The 24,653-nt window shown below is 72.6% G+C and carries 26 protein-coding genes; 4 read left to right on the forward strand and 22 right to left on the reverse strand.

What is annotated here, in order from left to right; genetic code table 11:
• Positions 1-12 precede the first annotated feature (12 nt).
• The 8 genes from ASC64_RS12895 to ASC64_RS12930 form a co-directional block, all read right to left on the reverse strand.
• On the reverse strand, positions 13-795 hold the full coding sequence (locus ASC64_RS12895; RefSeq protein ID WP_056908391.1) for an isoprenyl transferase: 783 nt from the start codon (positions 793-795) through the stop codon (positions 13-15).
• 154 nt (positions 796-949) lie between these two features.
• Positions 950-1,678, reverse strand: coding sequence for a DNA repair protein RecO (gene recO, locus ASC64_RS12900; RefSeq protein WP_056907964.1), 729 nt, complete (start codon positions 1,676-1,678; stop codon positions 950-952).
• 70 nt (positions 1,679-1,748) lie between these two features.
• Positions 1,749-2,615 (reverse strand): alpha/beta fold hydrolase, encoded by an 867-nt coding sequence (locus ASC64_RS12905; RefSeq protein ID WP_082550455.1) that lies wholly within the window; start codon positions 2,613-2,615, stop codon positions 1,749-1,751.
• Positions 2,616-2,635: 20 nt separating this feature from the next.
• The gene (locus tag ASC64_RS12910; RefSeq protein WP_235563737.1) at positions 2,636-3,415 is read right to left on the reverse strand and encodes an FAD:protein FMN transferase; all 780 of its coding nucleotides are present in this window, start codon (positions 3,413-3,415) and stop codon (positions 2,636-2,638) included.
• The gene (locus tag ASC64_RS12915; protein WP_056907965.1) at positions 3,412-3,963 is read right to left on the reverse strand and encodes an FMN-binding protein; all 552 of its coding nucleotides are present in this window, start codon (positions 3,961-3,963) and stop codon (positions 3,412-3,414) included. The genes ASC64_RS12910 and ASC64_RS12915 overlap by 4 nt, the downstream gene beginning before the upstream one ends.
• Before the next feature lie 5 nt (positions 3,964-3,968).
• Complete coding sequence (locus ASC64_RS12920; protein ID WP_056907966.1) at positions 3,969-5,372, reverse strand: ferredoxin reductase family protein; 1,404 nt, start codon at positions 5,370-5,372, stop codon at positions 3,969-3,971.
• A 79-nt stretch (positions 5,373-5,451) separates the two neighbouring features.
• Positions 5,452-7,179: a 2-isopropylmalate synthase gene (leuA, locus tag ASC64_RS12925; RefSeq protein WP_056907967.1), complete on the reverse strand. Its 1,728-nt coding sequence runs from the start codon at positions 7,177-7,179 to the stop codon at positions 5,452-5,454.
• 188 nt (positions 7,180-7,367) lie between these two features.
• Positions 7,368-8,126, reverse strand: a complete 759-nt coding sequence (locus tag ASC64_RS12930; RefSeq protein WP_056907968.1) for a class I SAM-dependent methyltransferase — start codon at positions 8,124-8,126, stop codon at positions 7,368-7,370.
• Positions 8,127-8,161: 35 nt separating this feature from the next.
• On the opposite strand from ASC64_RS12930, the gene ASC64_RS12935 reads away from it, so the two are divergent.
• Positions 8,162-8,650, forward strand: coding sequence for a flavodoxin family protein (locus tag ASC64_RS12935; RefSeq protein WP_056907969.1), 489 nt, complete (start codon positions 8,162-8,164; stop codon positions 8,648-8,650).
• Between the two features lie 2 nt (positions 8,651-8,652).
• Complete coding sequence (locus ASC64_RS12940) at positions 8,653-9,474, forward strand: septum formation family protein (protein ID WP_056907970.1); 822 nt, start codon at positions 8,653-8,655, stop codon at positions 9,472-9,474.
• Positions 9,475-9,483: 9 nt separating this feature from the next.
• Here ASC64_RS12940 and era read toward each other — a convergent pair whose 3' ends face one another.
• From era to ASC64_RS12970, 6 genes are all read right to left on the reverse strand, one after another.
• Complete coding sequence (era, locus tag ASC64_RS12945; protein WP_235563772.1) at positions 9,484-10,488, reverse strand: GTPase Era; 1,005 nt, start codon at positions 10,486-10,488, stop codon at positions 9,484-9,486.
• 73 nt (positions 10,489-10,561) lie between these two features.
• The gene (locus tag ASC64_RS12950) at positions 10,562-11,338 is read right to left on the reverse strand and encodes a siderophore-interacting protein (protein ID WP_056907971.1); all 777 of its coding nucleotides are present in this window, start codon (positions 11,336-11,338) and stop codon (positions 10,562-10,564) included.
• 20 nt (positions 11,339-11,358) lie between these two features.
• The gene (locus ASC64_RS12955; RefSeq protein ID WP_056907972.1) at positions 11,359-12,663 is read right to left on the reverse strand and encodes a class I SAM-dependent methyltransferase; all 1,305 of its coding nucleotides are present in this window, start codon (positions 12,661-12,663) and stop codon (positions 11,359-11,361) included.
• Positions 12,660-14,018, reverse strand: a complete 1,359-nt coding sequence (locus tag ASC64_RS12960) for an FAD-binding oxidoreductase (protein ID WP_056908395.1) — start codon at positions 14,016-14,018, stop codon at positions 12,660-12,662. Before ASC64_RS12960 ends, ASC64_RS12955 begins: the two co-directional genes overlap by 4 nt.
• A gap of 88 nt (positions 14,019-14,106) precedes the next feature.
• Positions 14,107-14,460 (reverse strand): cytidine deaminase, encoded by a 354-nt coding sequence (locus ASC64_RS12965; protein WP_200937745.1) that lies wholly within the window; start codon positions 14,458-14,460, stop codon positions 14,107-14,109.
• Complete coding sequence (locus tag ASC64_RS12970; RefSeq protein WP_056907973.1) at positions 14,457-15,149, reverse strand: winged helix-turn-helix transcriptional regulator; 693 nt, start codon at positions 15,147-15,149, stop codon at positions 14,457-14,459. Before ASC64_RS12970 ends, ASC64_RS12965 begins: the two co-directional genes overlap by 4 nt.
• 112 nt (positions 15,150-15,261) lie before the next feature.
• Here ASC64_RS12970 and ASC64_RS12975 point away from each other — a divergent pair, with 112 nt between their 5' ends.
• Complete coding sequence (locus tag ASC64_RS12975; RefSeq protein WP_056907974.1) at positions 15,262-16,092, forward strand: class I SAM-dependent methyltransferase; 831 nt, start codon at positions 15,262-15,264, stop codon at positions 16,090-16,092.
• On the opposite strand, the gene ASC64_RS12980 is transcribed toward ASC64_RS12975, so the two are convergent.
• The 5 genes from ASC64_RS12980 to ASC64_RS13000 all read right to left on the reverse strand — a co-directional run bounded on the left by ASC64_RS12980 (position 16,073) and on the right by ASC64_RS13000 (position 20,579).
• The gene (locus ASC64_RS12980; protein ID WP_056907975.1) at positions 16,073-17,392 is read right to left on the reverse strand and encodes a hemolysin family protein; all 1,320 of its coding nucleotides are present in this window, start codon (positions 17,390-17,392) and stop codon (positions 16,073-16,075) included. The two genes, ASC64_RS12975 and ASC64_RS12980, sit on opposite strands and share 20 nt — an antisense overlap.
• Before the next feature lie 14 nt (positions 17,393-17,406).
• Positions 17,407-17,868 carry an rRNA maturation RNase YbeY gene (gene ybeY / locus ASC64_RS12985; protein WP_056907976.1) on the reverse strand — a complete coding sequence of 154 codons (462 nt, stop codon included), beginning with the start codon at positions 17,866-17,868 and terminating at the stop codon, positions 17,407-17,409.
• Positions 17,865-18,887 carry a PhoH family protein gene (locus ASC64_RS12990; RefSeq protein ID WP_056907977.1) on the reverse strand — a complete coding sequence of 341 codons (1,023 nt, stop codon included), beginning with the start codon at positions 18,885-18,887 and terminating at the stop codon, positions 17,865-17,867. Before ASC64_RS12990 ends, ybeY begins: the two co-directional genes overlap by 4 nt.
• 109 nt (positions 18,888-18,996) lie before the next feature.
• Positions 18,997-20,214 carry a hypothetical protein gene (locus ASC64_RS12995; RefSeq protein WP_056907978.1) on the reverse strand — a complete coding sequence of 406 codons (1,218 nt, stop codon included), beginning with the start codon at positions 20,212-20,214 and terminating at the stop codon, positions 18,997-18,999.
• Positions 20,215-20,225: 11 nt separating this feature from the next.
• Positions 20,226-20,579, reverse strand: a complete 354-nt coding sequence (locus ASC64_RS13000; protein ID WP_056907979.1) for an HIT domain-containing protein — start codon at positions 20,577-20,579, stop codon at positions 20,226-20,228.
• Between the two features lie 75 nt (positions 20,580-20,654).
• Here ASC64_RS13000 and ASC64_RS13005 point away from each other — a divergent pair, with 75 nt between their 5' ends.
• Complete coding sequence (locus ASC64_RS13005; RefSeq protein WP_056907980.1) at positions 20,655-21,614, forward strand: Gmad2 immunoglobulin-like domain-containing protein; 960 nt, start codon at positions 20,655-20,657, stop codon at positions 21,612-21,614.
• Positions 21,615-21,713: 99 nt separating this feature from the next.
• Here ASC64_RS13005 and ASC64_RS13010 read toward each other — a convergent pair whose 3' ends face one another.
• Genes ASC64_RS13010 through hrcA form a run of 3 tightly spaced genes read right to left on the reverse strand, consistent with a single transcriptional unit; the run spans position 21,714 to position 24,646 of the window.
• The gene (locus ASC64_RS13010; RefSeq protein ID WP_056907981.1) at positions 21,714-22,454 is read right to left on the reverse strand and encodes a 16S rRNA (uracil(1498)-N(3))-methyltransferase; all 741 of its coding nucleotides are present in this window, start codon (positions 22,452-22,454) and stop codon (positions 21,714-21,716) included.
• Positions 22,455-22,463: 9 nt separating this feature from the next.
• A complete protein-coding gene (gene dnaJ / locus ASC64_RS13015; RefSeq protein ID WP_056907982.1) occupies positions 22,464-23,627 on the reverse strand; it encodes a molecular chaperone DnaJ in 1,164 nt (387 codons plus the stop codon).
• Complete coding sequence (hrcA, locus tag ASC64_RS13020; RefSeq protein WP_056907983.1) at positions 23,624-24,646, reverse strand: heat-inducible transcriptional repressor HrcA; 1,023 nt, start codon at positions 24,644-24,646, stop codon at positions 23,624-23,626. Before hrcA ends, dnaJ begins: the two co-directional genes overlap by 4 nt.
• Between the last annotated feature and the right edge of the window lie 7 nt (positions 24,647-24,653).

The following is a 24,653-nucleotide window of genomic DNA, read 5'->3' on the forward strand; positions in this document are numbered from 1 at the left end:
TCGGGCGGGCGGTCAGGAGGGCTGGTTGGGGACCGCGCCACCGTAGCGCCGGTCCCGGCCGGCGTACGTCTCGATCGCGGACCACAGGTGCCGCCGGTCGACGTCGGGCCAGAGCACGTCGGTGAAGACCATCTCGCTGTAGGCCGCCTGCCACAGCATGAAGTTGGACAGGCGCTGCTCACCCGACGTCCGCCACACCATGTCGGCGTCGGGCAGCTCGGGGACGTAGAGGTGGCGGGCGAAGGTCTTCTCGTCGATCTTGTCGGCGTTGAGCCGGCCGGCTGCCACCTCGCGGCCGATCGACCGCGCGGCGTCGGCGAGCTCCGCGCGACCGCCGTAGTTGACGCACATGGTCAGGGTGAGGACGTCGTTGTCCTTGGTCATCTCCTCGGCGACCTGGAGCTCCTTGATCACCGACTTCCACAGCCGCGGTGCCCGGCCCGCCCAGCGCACGCGCACCCCGAGCTCGTGCATCTCGTCGCGACGGCGGCGGATCACGTCACGGTTGAAGCCCATCAGGAAGCGCACCTCGTCGGGCGAGCGCGACCAGTTCTCGGTGGAGAAGGCATAGGCGGAGATCGCCTTCACGCCGATCTCGATGCCGCCCTCGACGACGTCGAAGAGCGTGTGCTCGCCCTGCTCGTGCCCCTTGGTGCGCGGCAGCCCGCGCTCCTTGGCCCATCTGCCGTTGCCGTCCATGATGATCGCGACGTGCTCGGGCACGAGGTCCTTCGGCACCGGCGGGGGCGTCGCACCGCTCGTGTGCGGGGTCGGCGGCTTCACCTGTCGCTTCACGGTCACAGCCTAGGGCGGCGCCGGGGTGGGGCGTCGACAGCGACCCGTGCGTCGACCCCGTCCCGCGCTGCGCACCAGCGCCACGGTTCGCGGGGTGGTCCCTACGTTCTGGTACGCCGCCGTGCAGAACGTAGGGGACTACCGCGGGGCGGGTTCAGCGCTCGACGTAGGCCATCGAGCGCAGGCCGCGCTCGAGGTGCCAGGCGAGGTAGGCCGCGACGAGGCCGCTGGCCTCGCGGAGGTGTCGCGGGTCGGCGGCGTGCACGACCGGCCAGTCGCCGACGAGGAGCGCACCGAGCACCCGGACCGTCTCCGGCGCCGGCGTGGCCGAGCCGGGGAGCTTGTCGGAGGCGCACATCACGCCACCGGCGGAGGGGTTGAAGAACCGGTGCGGGCCCTCGACGCCGCACTGGACGCAGTGGTCGAACGACGGGGCGTAGCCGGCGACGGACAGCGAGCGGAGGAGGTAGGAGTCGAGGACCTGCTTGGCGGGGTGCTCCCCTCCCGACATCGCCCGCAGCCCGCCGACCAGCAGCAGGAACTGCTGGACCGCCGGCTCCTTCTCCTCGGTGACGAGCCGCTCCGCGGTCTCGAGCATCACCGTGCCGGCGGTGTAGCGGTCGTAGTCGAGGCCGAGCCGGGCGTGGAAGGGGTCCAGCGTCTCGGCCTGGGTGATCACGTCGAGGCTGCGTCCCTCGGCGAGCTGGAGGTCGACGTGCGTGAACGGCTCCAGCCGCGAGCCCCAGCGCGACGTCGTACGCCGCACGCCCTTGGCCACCGCGCGCACCCGCCCGTGCTGACGCGTCAGCAGGGTGATGATGCGGTCGGCCTCGCCCAGCTTGTGGGTGCGGAGCACGACCGCCTCGTCGCGGTAGAGGGGCACCCGGCCATTCTCCCCCACCCACCCTGCTGCAGCCGGGTGCGGGCGTCAGCGATTCGGCGGTCCCGCGTGGTCAGCGCTTCCGCGAGCGCGCGGCCCGGGGAGCCGGCGTGTCGTGCCAGCAGTCCTGGGCGAAATCGGTCGCCGCCGCGGTGAGCCGCTCGGGGCGGAAGCGCCACTCCAGGATCGACGAGGCCCGCTCGATCCGGACGTGCGACAGCTCGGCCGCCAGCATGTCGGCGTCGACGAAGGGGTGGATCGGGTCGATCGGGTGTCCGACCACCAGGGCGGGGGCCTGGATCTGCCGGCGCAGCCGCGACGACGGGGCGATGCGGCCGAAGATCACGCCGTGCAGCACCGCGGCGATCGAGTCGGCGCGGTGGTCGACGGTGTCGAGCCCGATGCCCGCCCAGAACGGCACGACGCCGCGGGGAACCGACCGGGCCAGCTTCTGCAGGGAGTTGGCGGTGAAGGGCAGGTAGCGCGCTGCGAGCATGACCGGGACGAACGCCAGGATGCCGGCCACCAGGGCGTTGTTGAGCACGGGCATCTCGACGATGAGCCCCTTGACCCGCTCCGGCGCGATGACCGCCACCTCGAGCGAGACGTTGGCCCCCAGCGACGTGCCGCCGATGACCGCCTGCTCGGCGCCGAGGTGGTCGAGCAGCGCGACGACCTGCTCGCCGAAGGCGGTCATCGAGTAGACCAGTGGGTCGGCGGGCTGGTCGGAGCGGCCGTGCCCGAGCAGGTCGAGGGTGACGACGTGCAGGCCCTGCGCCGCCATCGCGCGCGCCAGCGGCTGCTGCATCCGGCGCGGCATGAGCAGGCCGTGCAGCAGCACCACCCACTGGTCGCCCGAGCCGTACTCGGTGTACTCGAGCCGGTCGCGGCCGCCGTCGGACTCGACGAAGAACTGTCCGATCCGCTCGCTCACCAACATGGAGGGAATGTAGCGCCCGTTCAGGCCGCCCGGCCGAACGTCTCGCAGCGCCCGTCGTCCCAGACCACGAGGCCGGTGCGTCCCGGCCGGGAGCTGAGCCAGGCCAAGGCGCCCGCGCCGAGGGCGTACGCCGCGGTGGCGTCGACGTCGGCCCAGGTGAGGTCGGCGCCGACGACGGTGACCTGCGCGACGCCCGTCGCGGTGCTGCCGGTCCGGGCGTCGACGATGTGCGCACCTCGGTGCACGGCACCGGAGGTGGCGATCGCGCCCTCGCGGACCGGGACCCGGGCCACCACCCGGGTGGGGTCGTGCGGGTCCTCGATGCCGACCAGCCACGGGTCGCGGTGCGGGTCGGCGACGTGGCAGACCATGTCGCCGCCGGCCGACAGGCACACGTCGGTGTCCTCGAGCCGGAGCAGGCTGCGGGCCGCCCGCTCGACCGCCCATCCCTTCACCACCCCGCTCGGGTCCAGCGCGAGCCTGCCAGTCGCGTCCGGTCGGCGTACGTCGAAGGCGCCGCCGGACTGCACCCGCGCGACCTCGCCGATCGCGAGCACCTCGGCCACCTCCGGCGGGCACTCGGCCAGGCCGATCTCTCCGCGGTCGAGCCGGCTCACGTGCGAGTCGGCGCGGTAGGTGGAGAACACCCGGTCGACGTCGCGCAGCGTGGCGACCGCCTCCAGCCAGGCGCGCTCCCCCGCAGCCGTCGTCGCGTGGCGGCCCCGGAGGGCCAGGCTGATCGGCATCCCCATCACGTGGGCCACCTGCCGCGTCGTGCGGGGCCGGGTAGCGGTGCTCACAGCCCCGCCTGGTCGATCGCACTCTGCAGCGACTGGATGTAGCCGGTGCTGGTGAAGGTCGCGCCGCTCACCATGTCGATGGAGGCGCTCTGCGCCGACACCGTCTCGTCGGCGAGGACCGGCAGCGCGTAGTTGCTGATCTGCGAGCTCTGCGGGTCGCCCGACGGGTACTGCAGGATCGAGGCGCTGGTGACCTTGCCGCCGCTGACGGCAAGCTGGACCTGCACCGGGCCGTACCGGGTCTGCACGAGGCTGCCGGTGACCTGGGTGGCCGAGGAGCTGGACCCGGAGGAGCCGGAGGAGCCCGAGGAGCCCGACCCGGACGAGCCCGAGGAGCCGGACGACCCCGCCCCCGAGGAGGAGCCGGACCCACCGGTCCCACCCGAGGTGGTCGTGCCCGACCCGGATCCCGAGCCCGCGACGGAGCCCGAGGAGATCACGGTGTCGGCGACCTGTCCGGCGACGGTGGAGGAGGTGGAGGTGTGGTAGCCGAGGAGGAGGACCAGCATGGCGACGGTGGTCGAGGCCCAGGTGATGATGCGTCGCATCCCGCTCACCACCCGAAGCTCTCGACGTGGATGCGCCGGGCGGGGACGCCCAGGGCCAGGCAACTGCGGCGGACCGCGTCGGCCCACGGCGCCGGGCCGCAGACCCACACGTCGCGCTCGGCGAGGTCGGGGACCCAGCCGTGCAGGAGCGTCGTGTCGTCGACGAGCGGGGCGTCGCCCAGCCAGGAGTCGGGGTGCCGGCGGCGGCCCGGGAGGTCGACGACCTGCAGGCCGCGGACCGAGGCGAGGTGCGCGAGCTCGCCGGCGAAGAGCGGCTCGCTGGTCCAGCGGTGCAGCAGGACCGCCTCTCCCGGGGCGTACTCCAGGCCCTCGGCCAGCGAGCGCAGCGGGGTGATGCCGACGCCGGCGCCGATCAGCGCGACCTTGCGCTGGGTGCGGACCCGCGGGGTGAGCCTGCCATACGGTCCCTCGACGGCGACCCGGCTGCCCGGGGTGAGCCGGGAGGCCGCGCTGCTGCCGTCGCCGGCGTGCTTGATGGTGACCCGCAGGTGCCGTCCGTCGGGCGCCGAGGAGATCGAGTACGGGTTGGCGCGGGTCCAGCCCTCGCGGTCCAGGAAGCGCCAGTTGAAGTACTGGCCCGGCGCGACCCGCATCCGGTGGAGGTGGCGGCCGGTCAGGTGGACCGTGACCACGTCGTGCGACTCGTGGACGACCCCGGCGACCACCAGCTCGTGGCGCAGGGTGCGGACCAGCGGCAGCAGCACCCGCCACACGACCACGGCCGCGGCGGTGGTCCCCCATGCGGACCACCAGAACAGGGTGCGGCCGGGCGACGACGTGAAGCTCGCGCCGGTCCAGAGCTGGTGCGGGAGCGCCAGCCCGACGCCGAGGTAGGCGTAGAGGTGCATCAGGTGCCACGACTCGTACCGCAGGCGGCGCCGTGCCGCCCGGAGGCTGGTCACCACGACCATCACCAGCGCGGCGGTGCCGGCGGCCGCGAGCAGCATGCCGGGGCTGTCGAGCACCAGCTGCCACAGCATCGCGGGCGTCTGGAGCAGCTGCCCGGCCGCGTAGCCCCAGGTGATGAGCACGATGTGGGCCAGCATCAGGGTGAAGGACGAGAAGCCGATCCAGCGGTGCAGGTGCACCAGCCGGTCCTGGCCCCACGACTTCTCCAGCAGCGGCAGCCGCGCCATCAGCAGCACCTGCACCAGCAGGAGCACCGAGGCGACGAGGCCGGTCCACTGCCCCACGGAGGTGAGGGAGGTGGCCCAGCTCACCAGCGCCCGGACGCCGCCGTCGGCGGCCCACCAGGTGCTGACGAGGGCCAGTGCGCCTCCGAGGGCCACCGTGGACACGGTCCGCACCAGCTGGTCGGCGTGTGCCCGGGAGGTGGTGGCCCGCGGAGGGACCGGGTGCGGAGCCCGGGAGGCCTCGATCACTGTCATGCCTCTACGTTCGGCACCCTTGCTGTGCGCTTGCTGTGAGGGAGGCCTGAGAAGGGTACGAAAGCGGCCCGGCCGCTCGTCAGGCCCGGTTGACCGCGCTGATCACGGCCTTGAGCGAGGCGGTGACGATGTTGGCGTCGAGCCCCACGCCCCACAGCACCTTGTCCCCGACCGCGCACTCGACGTAGGCCGCGGCGATGGCGTCGCCGCCGGCCGAGAGGGCGTGCTCGGCGTAGTCCAGGACGCGTACGTCGTGGCCCACGGCGGAGATGGCGTCGACGAAGGCGGCGATCGGGCCGTTGCCCTCCCCGGAGAGCTCGCGCCGCTCGCCGTCGACGTACACGCCGACGGTGAGCTGGTCCTTCTCCCCCGCGGCGCTGGAGGTGTGCACGGAGTTGAGCTTCAGCGGCACCTCGCGGTCGAGGTACTCGGCGCGGAAGACCGCCCAGATCTCCTCGGGCGTGATCTCGCCGCCCTCGGTGTCGGTGTGCTGCTGCACGACCCGGCTGAACTCGATCTGCGCGCGGCGGGGCAGGTCGAGCTTGTGCTCGGACTTCAGGACGTAGGCCACGCCGCCCTTGCCCGACTGGCTGTTGACCCGGATCACGGCCTCGTAGGTGCGACCCACGTCCTTGGGGTCGATGGGGAGGTACGGCGCCTCCCACGGCAGCTCGCCGACCTCCACGCCCAGCGCGGCGGCCTTCGCGTCCAGGTCCTCCAGGCCCTTCTTGATGGCGTCCTGGTGGGAGCCGGAGAAGGCGGTGTAGACGAGGTCGCCGGCGTAGGGGTGGCGCGGGTGGACCGGCAGGTTGGTGCAGTACTCGACGGTGCGGCGCACCTCGTCGATGTCGCCGAAGTCGATCTGCGGGTCGATGCCCTGGCTGAAGAGGTTCATGCCGAGGGTCACCAGGTCGACGTTGCCGGTGCGCTCACCGTGCCCGAACAGGCAGCCCTCGACCCGGTCGGCGCCGGCCATCAGGGCCAGCTCGGTGGCCGCGACCGCGGTGCCGCGGTCGTTGTGCGGGTGCAGGCTGATCGCGGAGTGCTCGCGCCGGGTCAGCCCGCGGCCGAAGTACTCGATCTGGTCGGCGTAGGTGTTCGGGGTCGACATCTCGACCGTGGCCGGCAGGTTGAGGATGATCTCGCGCCCCGCCTCCGGCTGCCAGACGTCGGACACGGCCTCGCACACGCTCAGGGCGAAGTCGGTGTCGGACTGGGTGAAGATCTCGGGGCTGTACTGGTAGCCGAAGTCCTGGCTGCCCACGATCGCGCCCAACCGCTCCTCTGCGTACTTCATCACCATCTCGGTGCCGCGGACCGCGATGTTGCGACACTCGTCGGGGGTGACGTTGAAGACCACGCGCTGGAAGAGCGGCGCGGTCGCGTTGTAGAGGTGGATCGTGGCCCGCGGTGCCCCGACGAGGGAGTCGACGGTGCGCTCGATGAGGTCCTCACGCGCCTGCGTCAGCACCGAGATCTGTACGTCGTCGGGGATCCGGTCCTCCTCGACGAGCTTGCGCACGAAGTCGAAGTCGGTCTGGCTCGCGCTGGGGAAGCCGACCTCGATCTCCTTGTAGCCCATCGAGACCAGCAGCTCGAACATGGTGAGCTTGCGGGCCGGCGTCATCGGGTCGATCAGTGCCTGGTTGCCGTCGCGCAGGTCGGTGGAGAGCCAGCGCGGCGCCTTCTCGACCTTCCGGGTCGGCCAGGTGCGGTCGGGCACGTCGACGGGCACGAACGGGGTGTAGCGGGCGAACGGCATGGGGCTCGTGCCCTGCTGGTTGGTGGTGTTGCTCAGGTTGGTCATGGGTCCTGCTCCTGCTCGGTGGCGGTTGGGGCGACCGGCACGCGCCACACTCCGCAACGAGGGGGCCGGGTCTAGGCCTCGTTGCGGCGGCGAAGGAGGAGGCTGCGCATCATGACGCGACCAGAGTAGCCCCGATGCGCACGACGCGCGCCCGGTCTCCCGCGGGATGAGACGCAGGGATCGTGTGCCTACGCCCGTCCGCGGGCGGCGAACGCCACCGCGGTGAGGTCGAACGGTCCCGCGCCGAGGTTGCGGCGCAGCACCTCCTCGACCCGGGCCCGGCGCTCCTCGCCGAGGGCGGCGATGGCCTCCCCGGCGGGACCCACACCGTGCTGGTAGGGCTCCCACCACTCCTCGAACGTCGGGTGGGTGACGGTCACCGCCAGCTCCGTCGCCTCGACGTCGCGCAGGCCGGCACCCTCGAGGACCGACACCAGGCTGGCACGGGACCCGCCCTGGAAGTCGCGCTCGTCGGGGTGCTCGGGGGCGACCTCGGCGACCGCTTCCCACAGCGGCGCCATCGGGGCCCGGGAGCCGGCCAGGTCCCAGACCGTCGCGCCGACCCAGCCGTCGGCGCTCGTGACCCGCTTCATCTCGCCGAGGCCACCGACGGGGTCGGTCATGAAGTGCACCACCAGGCACGCCGCTGCGACGTCGAAGGCGTCGTCGTCGTAGGGCAGCGACTCCGCGGCCCCTTGCCGCACGTCGACGCCGGGGAAGCGCGACCGGCACGCGGCCACGAAGGGCTCCGACGGGTCGATGGCCGCCACGTGCTCGGCACCCACCCGCGCGACCAGCTGCTCGGTCAGCGCGCCCGGGCCGCACCCGACGTCGACGGCGCGCTGCCCGCCACCGACCTCCAGCCAGTCGGCGAACCGTGCCGCCAACGGCTTGGAGTAGCGACCCATGAACCGGTCGTACGCGTCACCCGCCACCTCGAAGCTCACGACCCTCGACGGTACTCGCCTCGTAGGCTCTCGTCATGCCCCGTCTGCTGGTGGTCCACCACTCCCCCACACCGTCGGTCCGGTCGCTGACCGAGGCCGTCGTCGCCGGGGCCTCGGACGAGGCGATCGAGGGCGTCGAGGTGGTCGTCCGCCCGGCACTCGATGCGCGGGCGGGGGACGTGCTCGGCGCTGACGGCTACCTGCTCGGCACCCCCGCCAACTTCGGCTACATGAGCGGCGCGCTCAAGCACTTCTTCGACACCATCTTCCTCGAGGCGGGCGGCGCCCTCACCGACGACGGGTCCGCCGCGTCGGCCGACGGCGGGAAACGGCCGTTCGGTCTCTACGTCCACGGCCGCTACGACACGACGGGCGCCGTGCGCTCGGTGCAGTCGATCGTCGGCGCCCTGCCCTGGCGCCAGGCCGCCCCCGTCCTGGAGGTGCTGGGTGACGTCGGCACGACGGAGCAGGAGTCGGCGTACGAGCTGGGCGGGACGCTCGCGGCCCTGCTGATGGAGGGATGAGCATGCTGCGCACGCTCGCCGCCGCCCTCGGCCTGGTCCTCGCGCTGTCCGGGTGCACGTCCGACAGCGCCGAGCCCGACGCCGACCCGTCGCCGGCCGCCTCACCGTCCTCGTCCCCGGCCGAGACCACGCCGCCCGACCCCGGCCCGCGGCCCAAGGTCGGCGAGTGCCACGACCTGACGTTCCGCCAGGCCGTGTCGGTGGTCGGGCGCACCGAGCCGGTCCCCTGCCGCAGGGGTCACACGGCCGAGACGTTCCTCGTCGGTCGCCTCGAGCTGGCCACCAAGGCCGGACGGGCGCGGCGGGTCGACTCGCGCGCTGCCCAGCGACAGGCCCGCGAGGCCTGCACCTCACGGCTCCCCCGCCACCTCGGGCGCAGCCCGCGCGAGCTGCGGCTCAGCATGGCGCAGGCCGTCTGGTTCACCCCGAGCCCGCATCGGGCCGAGGCCGGGGCCGACTGGTTCCGGTGCGACGTCGTCGTGGTCGCGTCGGAGAAGAAGCTGCTGCGCCTCCCGCGCCGTACCCAGGGCTGGGGCGGCGCACCCGCCGTCGCGATGTGCGGGACCGCAGCGCCCGGCACCCGCGCCTTCCGGCGCGTCACCTGCAGCGCGAAGCACGCCTGGGTCGCGGTGGCGACCGTCGACATCCCCGGCCGCAAGCTCCCCCCGCGCGGGGAGATCGCCGACCGCATGGACGCACCGTGCCGTGACGCGGCGCGCTCGCGGGCCGGCGACCCGCTCGACTTCAGCTGGTCGCAGGAGATCCCGACCGCCGAGCAGTGGGCCGCCGGACGCCACTACGGGATCTGCTGGGTCCCGGCCTAGCTCAGCGGGTCAGAAGCCGAGCTTGCGGAGCTGGCGCGGGTCGCGCTGCCAGTCCTTGGCGATCTTGACCTGGAGGTCGAGGTAGACCGGCGTGCCGAGGAGCGCCTCGATCTGCTTGCGCGCCGCAGTGCCGACCGACCGCAGGCGGGAGCCCTTGTGGCCGATCATGATGCCCTTCTGGGAGTCGCGCTCGACGTAGAGGTTGGCCACGATGTCGAGGAGCGGCTTGTCGTCGGGACGGCCCTCGCGCAGGCCCATCTCCTCGACCACCACGGCGATGGAGTGGGGCAGCTCGTCGCGCACGCCCTCCAGCGCCGCCTCACGGATCAGGTCGGCGGCCAGCGCCTCCTCGGGGGCATCAGTGAGGTCGCCGTCGGGGTAGAGCGGCGGCCCCTCGGGCATCAGCCCCACGAGCAGGTCGGCGAGCAGGTCGACCTGGTCGCCGGCGACCGCCGAGACGGGCACGACCTCGGCCCACTCCGTCGAGGTCTCCTCGCCCAGCGCGGCGATGTCCATCAGGTGGTTGGCCAGCTGCTCGGGGGTGACCAGGTCGGTCTTCGTCGCCACGGCGATCCGGGTCGTACGCCGCACCTTGGCCAGCTCGGTGACCAGGAACCGGTCACCGGGTCCGATCTTCTCGTTGGCGGGGAAGCAGACCGCGACCACGTCGACCTCGGCCCACGTCGTGCGCACCAGGTCGTTGAGCCGCTCGCCGAGCAGCGTGCGCGGCCGGTGGAGGCCCGGGGTGTCGACGAGGATCAGCTGCGCGTCGGGGCGGTGCACGATGCCGCGCACCACGTTGCGGGTGGTCTGCGGCTTGGACGAGGTGATGACGATCTTCTGGCCGACCAGGGCGTTGGTGAGCGTCGACTTGCCCGCGTTGGGCCGCCCCACGAAGGAGGCGAAGCCGCTCCGGAAGCCCTCGGGAGCCTGGTAGAACGCGCCGGCCGGGGCGACGCCCGAGAGGTCGAAGTCGTCGTCCAGCTCGTCGTCGTCCAGCTCGTCGTCGTCCAGCTCGTCGTCGTCGAGCTCGTCGTCCGGTGCCTGCGTGGGCTCCTGGTCCTCGTCGTGCCGGTGGTCGTGCTCGTCAGCCATCGCTCGCCTCCTGCGCCGCGTCGTACTCCGCCCAGATCTGCTCGTCACTCTTCCCTGCCGCCTTGCCGGCGCGCCAGACCGGGCCCGGATCGACCGCACGCGGCTGCCGGGCGGCGGTGGCGCGCCAGTAGCCCATCACGTCGTAGTGGCTGGTGGGCAGCTTGACCTCGCGCATCAGGTGCTTGCGGATCGCGCGCATCTGCGCGGACTCGCCGGCCATCCAGAAGTAGCCCTCCCCGTCCGGCCAGTCGATGCCCTCGACGACCCGGGCGAGGGCGCTCTGGCCGGCTGCCGGGGGCTGGAGCCAGGTGACGTCGGCGCTGTCGGGGAGGTAGCCGGACAGGTCGTCGGGCACCTCCGCGACGACGTACGTCGCCAGCTCGGGGTGGGTCTCGACGATGCGGGCGATCGCCGGCATCGCCGTGAGGTCGCCGACCAGCAGCAGCCAGCCCGCGCCGGGCGGGGGGTCGAACGAGGCCTTGGGCTCGGTGATCGTCACCGTGTCGCCGACGCAGTCGCGCATCGCCCACTCGGTGACCAGCCCGACGTCGTGCACGACCACGTCGAGGGTGAGCTCGCCGGGACCGTGCGAGCGCACGGTGTAGTAGCGGCTCTGGAACTGACCGGGCACCACCAGGCCGACCCACTCGTCGGGGACGCCGGTGCTCTCGAACCCCTCGACCCCGTCCAGCACGAGTCGCACGAGGTGGTCGGTCAGCGGCTCACGTCGCGCGACGCGTGCCTCGAACTGCGCTGACCGGGTGCTCACGGGGTCAGGCTATCGATCACTCACCAGTCGGGTCGCATCGGGAAATCGGAGCGCCCGTCGGCGTGGTTGCGCGTGGCCAGGACGTGGTGCAGCTCGACCTCGTCGCGCTCGAAGCCGATGCGCGAGCCGGCGATGTAGAGGCCCCACACGCGCGCGGTGCCCTCCCCCACCTCGGCGACGCACTCGTCCCAGTTGTCGACGAGGTTGCGGTTCCAGTCGCGCAGCGTGGAGGCGTAGTGCATCCGGATGTTCTCGCTGTGCTGCACCTCCAGCCCGACGTCCTGCGCGGCGGTGATGATCGTGCCCGAGCCGATCAGCTCACCGTCGGGGAACACGTAGCGGTCGATGAAGGCGCCCGTCTCCTGGCGACGGTTGTGCGGGCGGGTGATGCAGTGGTTGAGCAGCCGCCCGCCGGGCTTGAGCCGGTCGCGCAGCTGGGCGAAGTACGACGGGTAGTTGCGCACGCCGATGTGCTCGGTGAGGCCGATCGAGCTCACCGCGTCGAACCCGTTCTCGACCACGTCGCGGTAGTCGAGGTGACGCACCTCAGCCAGGTCGCCGAGCCCTTCGCGGTCGATCGCCTCCTTGGCCCACTGCGCCTGCTCGAGCGAGAGCGTCACGCCGAGTGCCTTGACGCCGTACTCGCGGGCGGCGTGCCGGACCATGGTCCCCCAGCCGCAGCCGACGTCGAGGAGCCGCTGGCCCGGCTGGAGGGCGAGCTTGCGGCAGACGAGGTCGAACTTCGCCGCCTGCGCCTCCTCGAGCGTGGCGTCGGGCGTCTCGTAGAGCGCGCAGGTGTAGGCCATCGACGGGCCGAGCACGAGCTCGTAGAACCGGTTGGAGACGTCGTAGTGGTGGGAGATCACGTCGGCGTCGCGCGTCATCGAGTGCCGCAGCCCCTCGACGGCACGGCGCCAGCGCGGCAGGTGCTCCTGCGGCGGCGGGGCCGGCGGGCGCAGGTGGTGCAGGCCGAGGCTGCGGGCGATGTTGACGGCCTCGCTCGGCGACGGCAGGCGGAACTTGGTGTGGTCCTTGAGCAGCGCCATCGCGTCGTAGGGGTCGCCGGGGTGCACGCCGGAGAAGTCGAGGTCGCCGCTGACGTAGGCGCGCGCCATGCCGAGGTCGCCGGGTGCGGTCATCAGGTAGGCCAGGCCGCGCTCGGTGCGCAGGTCGAGGCCGAACGGCGCGTCGACCGGGCCGGCGCTGCTGCCGTCGTACGCCGTGAAGCGCACGGGCAGCCCTCCTCGCACCAGCCGGTCCATCGCGTCGCCGATGGACATCCGCGCAGGGGCAGCAGCCCGGTTCGGGCCGGAGAGGAGACTCATCGTCGTCCCACCACCTTGTCGTAGAGGTCGGTCAGTCGGTCGTCGGGGTCGTGCACCGCCTTGACACGCGCCAGGTGGGCGCCGTCGTAGAGGCGGTCGAACTCCTCGCGCTCGTAGAACGCCTCGGAGTAGAGGCTCTTGTGGCCGCCGAGCTCGGTGACCTTCGCCTCGATCGCGCGGTTGCGCGGGGAGCTGGGAGCCTCGGGCCCGACGTTGACGACGCCCCAGAAGCCCACGTTGACGTAGGTGGTGCCGCTGGTCAGCGGGTAGCCGGGCCACGGCCGGTCCTCGCCCTGGCGCCGCAGCCGCAGCGGGCACAGCCACACCGGGCGCATGCCGACGTCGCGGTCGAACCACTCGAGGAACTCCGCGAGGCGGGCGACCGGGATCTCCACGTCCTGCACGACGCGCTCGCCCTGCGGCCGTCCCGCTCGCCGGTCGAGCCGGTCGCCGATGCCGAAGCGCCGGTCGAGCGCCACGAGCTTCCAGTAGACGTCGGAGCGGCGGAGCCGGCGCGGCCAGACGCGACGGACGAGCGGGTGCTGGGCACCGAAGGCCCGCGAGCACCAGAACCAGTCGGTGTCCCAGCGCCAGAGGTAGTCGTGGACGGTCAGGCGGTCGGTGGTGCGCTGCTGGAGCGAGCGGTAGTAGACCTGCTGGCCGGTGTAGTCGCTCGTGGGGCCGGGCTCGTCGGTCCAGCGGGCGAGCGTCAGGTAGAGCTCGTCGGGCGAGAACGCGACGCCGTCGAGGCCGTCGACGCGCTCGCCGGCCCACTCCCGCTCGTCGACGATCCGCGCCACCGCGCCCGCGAGCGTCGCGGCGTCGTCGAAGCGGACGTGGCGGAGGGCGGCGTAGGCCGGGACGGGCTCGAGCTCGATGCGCAGCCGGGTGGCGTAGCCGAGGGAGCCGTAGGAGTTGGGGAAGGCGTCGAAGAGGTCGTCTCCCGGCTTGGTCGTCACGATCTCGCCGGAGCCGGTGACGACGTCCATCTCGAGGACGGACTCGTGCGGCAGGCCGCTGCGGAAGCTGGTCGACTCGATGCCCAGACCGGTGACCGCACCGCCGAGGGTGATCGTCTTCAGCTGGGGCACCACGAGGGGGATGCGCCCGTGGGCGAGCGTCGCCTCGACCAGGTGCTCGTAGGTGCACATGCCCTGCACCTCGGCGACGTCGCCGTCGACCTCGATCACGCCCTGGAGGCCGCTGACGTCGAGGCCGGTGCCGGGCTCGGGCCGGCCACGGAAGAGGTTGCTGGTGCGCTTGGCCAGCCGGACGGGTGCCCCGGGTGGCAGCGCGGCGTAGGACTCACGGAGCCGTGCCACGCCGCGCTCGTGCTCGTCCCACCCCAGCGGCATGCCCACGGTGCCACGCTAGCGAGTGCGGGCGCGCCTTGGCGAGGGCGTTGTGGCGTGCGCCACTGCCGACCGCCGTCGGCGGAGGGGGTCAGTGGGCGTGCGTGCTGGACCGCGTGTGGATCCGACCGGCCGGGTCGCCGACCAGGATCGGCACGCCGGCACCGGCGAACTCGCTCGCGGCGTGGACGTCCGTGAGGTCGCCGTCGGTGAGCACGACCCCGGCCTCGAGCCCGGTGGAGCCCGACGAGAGCGCCATGGCGACGCACACCTCCAGCGCCGACAGGCGCAGGTGCGGGAGCCGGGTGCTCGCGGCGGCGTAGGTCCTGCCGTCGAGGTCGCGGACCGCAGCTCCTTCGCGCGATCGGGCACGGGCGCGGGTGGCCCGCGCCAGGGTCACCAGCTTGGCGTCCTCGGGGCTGAGGTCGGCCGACAGGTCGTTCATGGCGCCAGCCTAGTGAGCGGGCGCGGGACGCCGGCGAAGGGCGAGAGCAGGAACCATCCCGGCAGGGCGGCGGCGACCTCCCTGCTCGCGACCACGCGCACCGAGCCGTCACCGCGGGCCGCGCTCCAGGCCTTGTCGCCGCGCCACACCTCGGTGAGCGTGCGGAGGGAGGTCTGCACGGAGGCGACCGGTTCGTCGCCGGGGTCGTCGTCGCACACGTCGACGTCGCCCGAGGAGATCACCAGCCACCAGCGCGCCAGGTCGACCTCGACGTCGTCGAACTCGAAGGCCAGCACGGTCCGGCGGGCCGGCACCCGGCCGTGGTCGACGTTGCGGTGCATGTCCCACAGCAGCAGCTTGGGGTCGAGGTCGGGATCGGCGAGGTCGGGGATCCAGCGGGTCCCCCACGTGCCGAGCGCCTCCACGACCGGACGCAGCTCCTCACCCGCCTCGGTGAGCCGGTAGCGCACCTCGCCATCGGTCTCCTCGCGGGTGATCACGCCGGCGCGGACCAGCTGCTGGAGCCGGCGCGAGAGGAGGGTGGGCGACATCCTCGGCAGGCCGCGACGCAGCTCGTTGAAGTGCTCGCTGCCGACCACCAGCTCGCGCACGACGAGCAGCGTCCAGCGCTCGTCGAGCAGCTCCATGGCCTTCGCGACGGGGCAGAACTGGCTGTAGCTGGCGCCCATGACGGCACGCTACGCCGCCCGCACGCGGTGGTACAGATCGTTCACTCGCCGCCGCGCGCGGCGCCTCCTAGCGTCCTCGGCACCACCTCGAAGCGCTCTGGAAGGAGCCGGCATGACCAGTCAGACCGTGGCAGCGACCCTCGACGAGGACGCGGCCCTCAAGCAGAAGCACCGGACCATGTGGGCCGCCGGCCACTACGACCGGGTCGCGGACGAGATCATCCCGATGCTCGGCGACCGGGTGGTCTCCACCCTGGGGATCATCCCGGGCGAGCGGGTGCTCGACGTCGCGGCCGGCACCGGCAACGCCGCCGTCCCGGCCGCCCGCGCCGGCGCGCGCGTGGTCGCCTCCGACCTGACCCCCGAGCTCCTCGACCTGGGCCGCACCCGGCACCCGGGGCTCGACATCGAGTGGACGGTCGCCGACGCCGAGGCACTGCCCTGGCCCGAGGCGTCGTACGACGTGGTGGTGAGCACGGTGGGCGTGATGTTCGCGCCGCACCACCAGGCGGCGGCCGACGAGCTGCTGCGCGTGCTGCGACCCGGTGGCCGGTTCGGGCTGGCCAGCTGGACGCCGGAGGGCTTCGTCGGGCGGCTCTTCGCGACGATGAAGGAGTTCGTGCCGCCGCCGCCGGCCGGCGTGCAGCCCCCACCGCTCTGGGGCGACGAGGCGCACGTGCGTGCGCTGCTCGGCGACCGGGTCGAGGCCCTCGAGCACCGACGGGCGTACGTCGACGTGGACGTGTTCGCCGGTCCGGGCGACTTCCGCACCTACTTCCGCGACAACTACGGCCCGACCCTCGTCGCCTACCGCGGACTGGCCGACCAGCCCGCGCGGACGGCTGAGCTCGACGCGGCCCTCGACGGGCTCGCGGCGGAGTTCCGCGACGCGTCGGGACGGATGCGGTGGGAGTACGTGCTGGTCAGCGGCCGGAGGCGTTGACGCCCGGGTGGGCGTCGTCCGCGGCGGCGTCGTCGTCGCCCAGCACCGTGACGAGCACGGTCTCGATCTTGTTGCGGCGCCCCGTCGCCCGCTCGGCCTCGAGCCGGAGGCCGTGGCACTCCACGACCGAGCCGGGGATCGGGACCTTGCCCAGGTGCTTGGCCATCAGGCCGCCCACGCTGTCGACGTCGTCGTCCTCGACGTCGAAGCCGACCAGCTCGTCGAGGTCGTCGACCGGGTAGCGCGAGGAGACCCGGATGGCCCCGCCCTCGAGGTGCTCGACCTCGACCTCCTCGGCGTCGTACTCGTCGGTGATCTCGCCGACGATCTCCTCCAGGACGTCCTCGATGGTGACCAGGCCGGCGGTGCCGCCGTACTCGTCGACGACGACGGCGATGTGCTGCCGGCGGGCCTGGAGCTCGCTGAGCAGGGCATCGACGGGCTTGGAGTCCGGGACGTAGTGCACCGGGCGCATCACCTCGTCGACCCGCTGGGTGAACTCCACGTCGGGCGCCTCGAAGTCGCGGCGGACGAGGTCCTTGAGGTAGGCCATGCCGACGATGTCGTCGAGGTTCTCGTCGATGACCGGGATGCGGGAGTAGCCGCTGCGCAGGAACAGCGAGAGCGTCTGGCGCAGGTTCTTGTGGCGCTCGACGTAGACCACGTCGGGCCGCGGCACCATCACCTCGCGGGTGATCGTGTCACCGAGCTCGAAGACCGAGTGGATCATCCTGCGCTCGCCGGACTCGATGACCGCGGACGCCTCGGCGAGGTCGACCAGCTCGCGCAGCTCGGTCTCGGTGGAGAACGGCCCCTCGCTGAAGCCCTTGCCCGGCGTGATGGCGTTGCCGAGCATGATCAGCAGGGCCGGGATCGGGCCGAGGATCGTGGTCACCATCGACAGTGGCCCGGCCGAGAGCAGCGCGACCTTCACGTCGTGCTGGCGGCCCACCGTGCGCGGCGCGACGCCGATCGCGACGAACGAGACGACCAGCATCACGCCGATCGTGGTGGACACCGTCGGCAGCAGGTCGCCGTGGAAGGCGTCGCGGGCCCAGGTGGCGACCAGCACGATGGCGCTGATCTCGCACAGCAGCCGCAGCAGCAGCGCGGTGTTGAGGTAGCGGGGAGGGTCGTCGAGGAGCAGCACCAGGCGCGCGGCGCCGGGACGGCCCTCGGCCCTGAGCTCCTCGGCGCGGGCGCGGGAGAAGCCGTTGAGCGCGGCGTCGGCGGCCGAGAAGAGTCCTGCGAGCAGGACCAGCACCGCCGCCGACCCGAGCTGCCAGATGTCGGCGGTCATGTCAGGAGGTCATCTCAGGAGGGGTCCGGAGTGGAGCGCCACTTCCCGAGCAGCTCGTCCTGGAGGCCGAACATCACGGCATGCTCCTCGGGCTCGGCGTGGTCGTAGCCGAGGAGGTGCAGGATGCCGTGCACCGTGAGCAGGTCGATCTCCGCCTCGCGGCCGTGGCCGGCCTCGACGCCCTGCCGCTCGGCGACCGACGGCGACAGCACCAGGTCGCCGAGGACGCCCTCCTCGGGCTCCTCGTTGACCTTGCCCGGCCGCAGCTCGTCCATCGGGAAGGCGAGCACGTCGGTGGGGCCCTCCTTCTCCATCCACTGCCCGTTGAGCCCGGCGATGGTGTCCTCGTCGACGGCCTTGATGCACAGCTCGGCCTGCGGGTGCACCCGCATCTCGTCCATGACGAAGCGCGCGAGCCGCGACAGCCGGCGCACGTCGAGGTCGACGCCGGACTCGTTGAGGACCTCGATGCTCATCGCGGCCCCCGCTCGGCCTTCTTCGGGCCCGCGGGCGTGCGCTGGTTGTCGGCGTCGAAGACCTCGTAGGCCTCGACGATCCGACCCACCAGCCGGTGGCGTACGACGTCGGTGCCGGTCAGGCGGCAGAAGGAGATGTCCTCGACGCCGTCCAGGATGCCCTCCACGACGCGGAGGCCGGACTTGGTGCCCGACGGGAGGTCGACCTGGCTGGTGTCGCCGGTGACGACGATCCGCGAGCCGAAGCCCAGGCGGGTCAGGAACATCTTCATCTGCTCCGGCGTGGTGTTCTGCGCCTCGTCGAGGATGATGAAGGAGTCGTTGAGCGAGCGACCGCGCAGGAACGCCAGCGGCGCCACCTCGATGGTGCCCGCGGCCAGCAGCTTGGGGATCGTCTCGGGATCGACCATGTCGTGCAGCGCGTCGTAGAGCGGGCGCAGGTAGGGGTCGATCTTCTCGCTGAGCGTGCCGGGCAGGAAGCCGAGCCGCTCCCCCGCCTCGACGGCCGGGCGGCTCAGGATGATGCGGTTGACCTCCTTGGCCTGCAGCGCCTGCACGGCCTTGGCCATCGCCAGGTAGGTCTTGCCGGTGCCGGCCGGGCCGATGCCGAAGGTGATCGTGTGCTTGTCGATCGACTCGACGTAGCGCTTCTGGTTGAGCGTCTTGGGTCGGATCGTGCGGCCGCGGTTGGACAGGATGTTGAGGCTCAGCACGTCGGCCGGGCGCTCCTGCGTCTCGGTGCGCAGCATCTGGATGATCCGCTCGACGGTCTCGCTGGTGACGCCCTGGCCGGTGCGCACGAGGGTCACGACCTCGTCGAGCAGCCGCTCGGCCATCGCCACCTCGGCGGACTCGCCGGTCAGCGTGATGCGGTTGCCACGCACGTGCACGTCGGCCTGGAAGGCCCGCTCGATCAGCCGGAGGTGCTCGTCGCCCGGACCGAGGACCGAGACCATGTCGATGCTGTTGGGTACGACGACGGTGTGGGTCGGTCGCACCTGTGGGGTCGTGTCAGTCATGGATGCCCGTGACGGGCGGCCTTCCGGGTCGATGGCAGAGCCCCTCCATGCTACCGAGCAGGCGGCGTCCGGCCCACCCGGTTCGCCACCGCCCGGGCCCTGCCGGGCGTCAGGGGCGGGTGATCTGCAGCAGGCCCAGGCACATCTCGTCGGTGGTGCCCTCGCCCCAGACGACGTAGCGGTCGGGCTGGCCGTCGAAGGACGGGAGCTTGTCGCGCAGCCACTGCACGTGGCGGCACGTCACCTTCACCTGCTGGAAGGCGTCGAGGTGGATCGGTGCGATGGGCGTGCTGCCCTGGTCGTCGAAGTCCCAGACGGGGATGTCGAGGATGGTCCTCGCCTGGGGTGTCCCGGGGTTCACCTCGATCGTGATCGAGCGCCCCAACAGGTGCATGTGACCGCCCACGCCGTGGATGGTCATCGGCTCGGCGAGCGTCCGCACGCACGACTGCACCTCGCCCGGCTGTGGCTTCGTGCCGCAGAGGAGGTGGAGCAGGTCGGCGGTGTTGCCCTCGGCACCGAAGCGCTCCTTGACGTCCGCGAGCGCCGCGTCGCGGTCGCACAGCGGTCCGTCGTCGTGGGCGGCCCGGCACGGCAGCTCGACGGGCGCAGGCAGGAGCATCGTGTGCAGCGCCTGGTAGCGCCGCTTGCCGGGAGCCAGCCGCAGCTGCGCGGCGGACGTGTCGGGAGCGACGCCGGCGAGCAGGTTGTAGTGGACCTGCATCACGATCCGGCTGCCCTTGGCCAGGCGCATGCCGTAGCCGGGCTTGACGACCGACTCCTTGCCGCCGGGCGCCCAGGCGCCGATCCAGGCGGCGTCGTCGACGTTCTGGAACTGGTCGAGGCCGGTGCCTCCGAAGCAGGTCCACCCCTCGCCGTCCTCGGCGGCGTCCTTGGCCTCGGCCGCCGCGACCTGCTCCGGCGGGACCCGGAACAGGATCACGTGGTGCACCACCTCGGGGTTGCCGGGAAGGACCTGCGTGCCGGTCAGCCACGTGTCCTTCTGCAGCTCCGGGTCGAGGAGGAAGCAGCGGTAGTCGTCGGTGCCGGTGCCGTAGGGGGCCGACGGGGTGTAGCTGCCCGGCATCGCGATCGTCGTACGCGACTCGCCTGCGCGCAGCGGTCGCGCCTTCGCGGGCTCGGCGTAGTGACCGTGCTCCTCGGCGGCGGCGTCCTCGGCGCTCGGCGAGGTGCTCGCCTGCTCGGTCGGCTGGGTGGCGCGGTCGTCGGCGTCGGCGCCGTCCGAGCCCGAACCGCTGCAGGCGGTCAGCGCCAGGAGCCCGGTGGCCAGGAGAGCGGCGAGGGCACGGGAGCGGGTGCGAGGCATCGGTGTCTCGATCAGATCAGGGACTCGGTCATGCGGGATGAGCCGCCGAGCACGTGGAGGTGGGTGTGGAAGACGGTCTGGCCGGCACCGGAGCCGGTGTTGGCGATCAGCCGGTAGTCGGGGTTGCCGGCTGCGCGCGCGACCTCGTCGGCGAGGCTCACCAGGTGCCCGAGCGTGGCGGGGTCGGCGGCCGCGGAGGCGGCGGCGTTCTCGTGGTGGGCGTGCGGGATGACCAGCGCGTGGAAGGGCGCCTGCGGGTGGAGGTCCTTGATCGCGATCGCGTGGTCGTTGCGGCCCAGGACGTCGGCCGGGATCCCCCCGGCCACGATGGTGCAGAAGATGCAGTCGTCCGACCTGTCGCTCATCCGTCCAGCCTAGGGTCTGACGCCCGCGGCGTGGGAGGGATCGGCAGGGACACGCGTCCAACTACCGTGACGCGCATGACCTTCCCCTCTGCGCGCACCCCCGCGCGCGTACGCCGCTGGGCGGGCGCCGCGGCGCTCGTGGCCGGCAGCGTGGCGCTCGCCGCCTGCTCGTCCGACGACCCGGTGCCGGTGTCGGGCGATACGTCCGCGCCGACGAAGAAGCCGCGCCCCTCGTCCTCGAAGGAGCCGTCCGAGCAGCCGACGTCCGGCTCCGCCTCGGCGTCGTCCGAGCCGTCCGAGCCGGCGAGCACGGCCGTGCCCGTCTACTACGTCGGGGACGGGCCGGGCGGTCGGCCGGTGCTGTTCCGTGAGTTCCACCGGGTGACGGGCGACCCGCTGACCGAGGCAGCGCGCCTCGTGGCCGGAGGCGGGGAGCCCGACGACCCCGACTACCGCACCCTGTGGCCGCAGGTCGAGATCACCTCGGCCCGTGCTGCCGACGGCGTGCTGGTGGTCGACATCCCGTCCGACGCCTTCACCGAGCGCCCCGACGGCATGTCCAAGCGTGCGGCGAGGCTGGCCGTCCAGCAGCTGGTCTACACGCTGCAGGGCGTGCAGCAGGAGCGCCTCCCGGTGCAGCTCACGCGCGGCGGCAGCGACCCGCGCATCTTCGGCCTGCGAGCCGACGCGCCCTTCGAGCAGGTGAGCGCGCTGCGCACGCTGAGCCTGGTGAACATCACCTCGCCCGCCGAGGGCGCCACGGTCACCGGCGACACCCTGACGGTCACCGGCGTGGCCAACTCGTTCGAGGCGAGCGGCCCGTGCCGCCTGCTGGCGGGCGACCAGGAGGTGGCCCTCGCGGCCTACCAGGCCGAGGGCTGGATGGAGGACCGGCTCTTCCCGTTCGAGGTCGAGCTCCCGCTGGCCGACGCGGGGACGGGAGACGTCGTGCTCCAGTGCGAGACCGACGACCCCAGCGGCGGTGCCGAGGGCAACGGGCCCAGCGTCGACACCAAGCTGATCCACGTCGGGTAGCCGTCAACCGGCGCGTCGGACGACCAGAAGTCAGCCGCTCGGGGCAGAGCCAGGCGGGCAGGAGCCGTCGTACGCAGGTTGTGGTCGTCCGACGCGCCGTCAGGACCAGCGGTCGGTGCGCGACAGCAGCGCAGCGACCGCGACGACGCCGGCCGTCGACGTGCGCAGCACCTCGGCACCGAGCCGGACGGTGCGGGCTCCGGCGGCCTCGAGTGCCGCCAGCTCGTCGGGGGCGATGCCGCCCTCGGGGCCGACGACCACGACGATCCTCCCCGAGGTGGGTACGTCGACCGCGCTGAGCGGCGCGGTCGCGTCCTCGTGGAGGACGACGGCGAGGTCGGCCCCGGCGAGCACGGCGGCCAGGTCGCCGGTGGACGCCAGCGGCGTGACCGTCGGCAGCCACGAGCGTCGCGACTGCTTGGCCGCCTCGCGAGCGGTGGCCTGCCACTTCGCGTGCGACTTCGCGGCGCGCTCGCCCTTCCAGACCGCGACGGAGCGCGCCGCCGCCCACGGCACGATGCGGTCGACGCCGACCTCGGTGAGCACCTCGACGGCGAGCTCGCCGCGATCACCCTTCGGCAGGGCCTGCACGACGGTGATCGCCGGCGAGGGCGCGTCCTCCTGCGAGACGGAGGCGACCGTCACGGAGAACACCCGCTTGCCGGTCGCGGCGACCGCGCCGGTGGCCGAGGAGCCGAGGCCGTCGGTCAGCACGACCTGCTCGCCCTCGCGGAGGCGTCGTACGGCGACGGCGTGGTGCGCCTCGTCACCGGTGACCTCGACGACGGAGCCGACGGCGACGCCGTCGAGCGACTCGACGAGGTGGACCGGGAGCGACACAGCCCCGGCTCAGCCCTGGAAGGCGTCGCGCAGCCGGCCGAACATCGACTTGTGCGGCGCCTCGACCTGACCGTCGGGGGACTCCTCGCCCCGGATCGCGGCCAGCTCGCGCAGCAGCTCCTCCTGGCGGGGGTCGAGCCGGGTCGGGGTGTCGACGACGACGCTGACCACGAGGTCGCCGCGCCCGCCGCGCAGGCTCGGCACGCCGAACCCGCGGATGACCTGCTCGCTGCCGGACTGCGTGCCGGGGCGGATCTCGAGCTCGTAGGTCGTCGCGGTCTCCGAGTCCTCGGACTGCGGGAGGTCGGCCTCGAGGAGCGGCAGCGTCAGCTGGGTGCCGAGCGCGGCCGCGGTCATGGGCAACGAGATCGTGCTGTGGAGGTCGTTGCCGTGGCGCGTGAAGGTCTTGTGCGGCTCGACGTGGATCTCGACGTAGAGGTCGCCGGCGGGACCACCGCCGGGGCCGACCTCGCCCTGCCCGGTGAGCTGGACCCGGGTGCCGTTGTCGACGCCGGCCGGGATCTTCACCGTGAGCGTGCGGCGCGAGCGGATCCGGCCGTCCCCCGAGCACTCGCGGCACGGGTCGGGGATGACGGAGCCGTAGCCGCGGCAGGCCGCGCACGGACGAAGGGTGCGGATCTCACCGAGGAACGAGCGCTGCACGACGGCGACCTCGCCCTGGCCGTGGCAGGTCTCGCACGTGGTGGGCGAGGTGCCCGGAGCGGTGCCCTGGCCCTCGCAGGCCTCGCAGCGCAACGCCGTGTCGACCTTGAGGTCCTTGGTGACGCCGAAGGCGGCGTCGGCGAGCGTCACGTCGAGCCGGATCAGGGCGTCCTGCCCGCGGCGGGCCCGCGAACGCGGGCCCCGCTGCTGGCCGCCGGCGGTCGCGCCGCCACCGAAGAAGGCGTCCATGATGTCGGTGAACGAGAAGCCCTGGCCGGCACCGCCGAAGCCCTGGCTGAACACGTCGCCGCCCCGGTCGTACGCCGACCGCTTGCCCGGATCGCTCAGCACCTCGTAGGCGCGGGAGACGTCCTTGAAGCGATCCTGCGTCTCCGGGTCCGGGTTGACGTCAGGGTGGAGCTGCCGCGCGAGCCGGCGGTAGGCCTTCTTGATCTCGTCGGCGCTGGCGTCACGGGAGACGCCGAGGATCTCGTAGGGGTCCTGGGTCACTGGTTTCCTTCATCGAGGATCCGTGAGACGTAGCGCGCGACCGCGCGCACGGCTGCCATGGATCCGGGGTAGTCCATGCGGGTGGGGCCGACCACGCCCAGGGAACCGAGGTGGTTCTCGAGCGGGCCGTAGCCGGTGGCCACGACGCTGGTCGCGGCGAGCTCGGTGTAGGGGCCTTCGTGGCCGATGCGCACGGTGACCGCGTCGGCGCCCGACTCCCCCAGCAGCTTGAGCAGCACGACGTGCTCCTCCAGCGCCTCCAGGAGAGGCCGGACTGCGGTGTCGAAGTCGCCGTAGCGGGCCAGGTTGGCGGTGCCGCTCACCGCGACGCGCTCGTCGCTGCGGTGGTCGGACATGGCGTCGGCCAGGACCGTCACGACGGCCCGGGTCGACTCGGCCTGCTCGGGACGTACGTCGTCGGGCAGGGCGCCGAGGGCGGCCGCGGCGGCGGCGATCTGCACGCCGGCGCTGGCCTGGTTGACGGCCGCGCGCAGCTCGGCGAGGTCGGCGTCGCCCATCGGCACGTCGAGCTCGACCAGGCGCTGCTCCACCCGACCCGTGCTGAGGATGAGGATCAGCATCAGGCGCGTCGGGGTGAGCGCGACCAGCTCGACGTGGCGCACCGTCGAGCGGGACAGCGTGGGGTATTGCACGATGGCGACCTGGCGGGTCAGCTGGCTCAGCAGCCGCACAGAGCGCTGCACGACGTCGTCGAGGTCGACCGCGCCGTCGAGCAGCGTGGCGATGGCACGGCGCTCGGCAGCACTCATCGGCTTGAGGGTGGCGAGCTTGTCGACGAAGAGCCGGTAGCCCTTGTCGGTCGGCACCCGACCGGCGCTGGTGTGGGGCTGGTGGATGTAGCCCTCCTCCTCCAGCACCGCCATGTCGTTGCGCACCGTGGCCGGGGAGACCCCGAGACCGTGCCGCTCGACCAGCGCCTTGGAGCCCACGGGCTCCTCGGTGGCGACGTAGTCCTCCACGATCGCGCGCAGCACGTCGAGCTTGCGGTCGTCGACCATGGACCCT

It is taken from the genome of Nocardioides sp. Root122 (assembly GCF_001425025.1).
Classification (GTDB): domain Bacteria; phylum Actinomycetota; class Actinomycetes; order Propionibacteriales; family Nocardioidaceae; genus Nocardioides.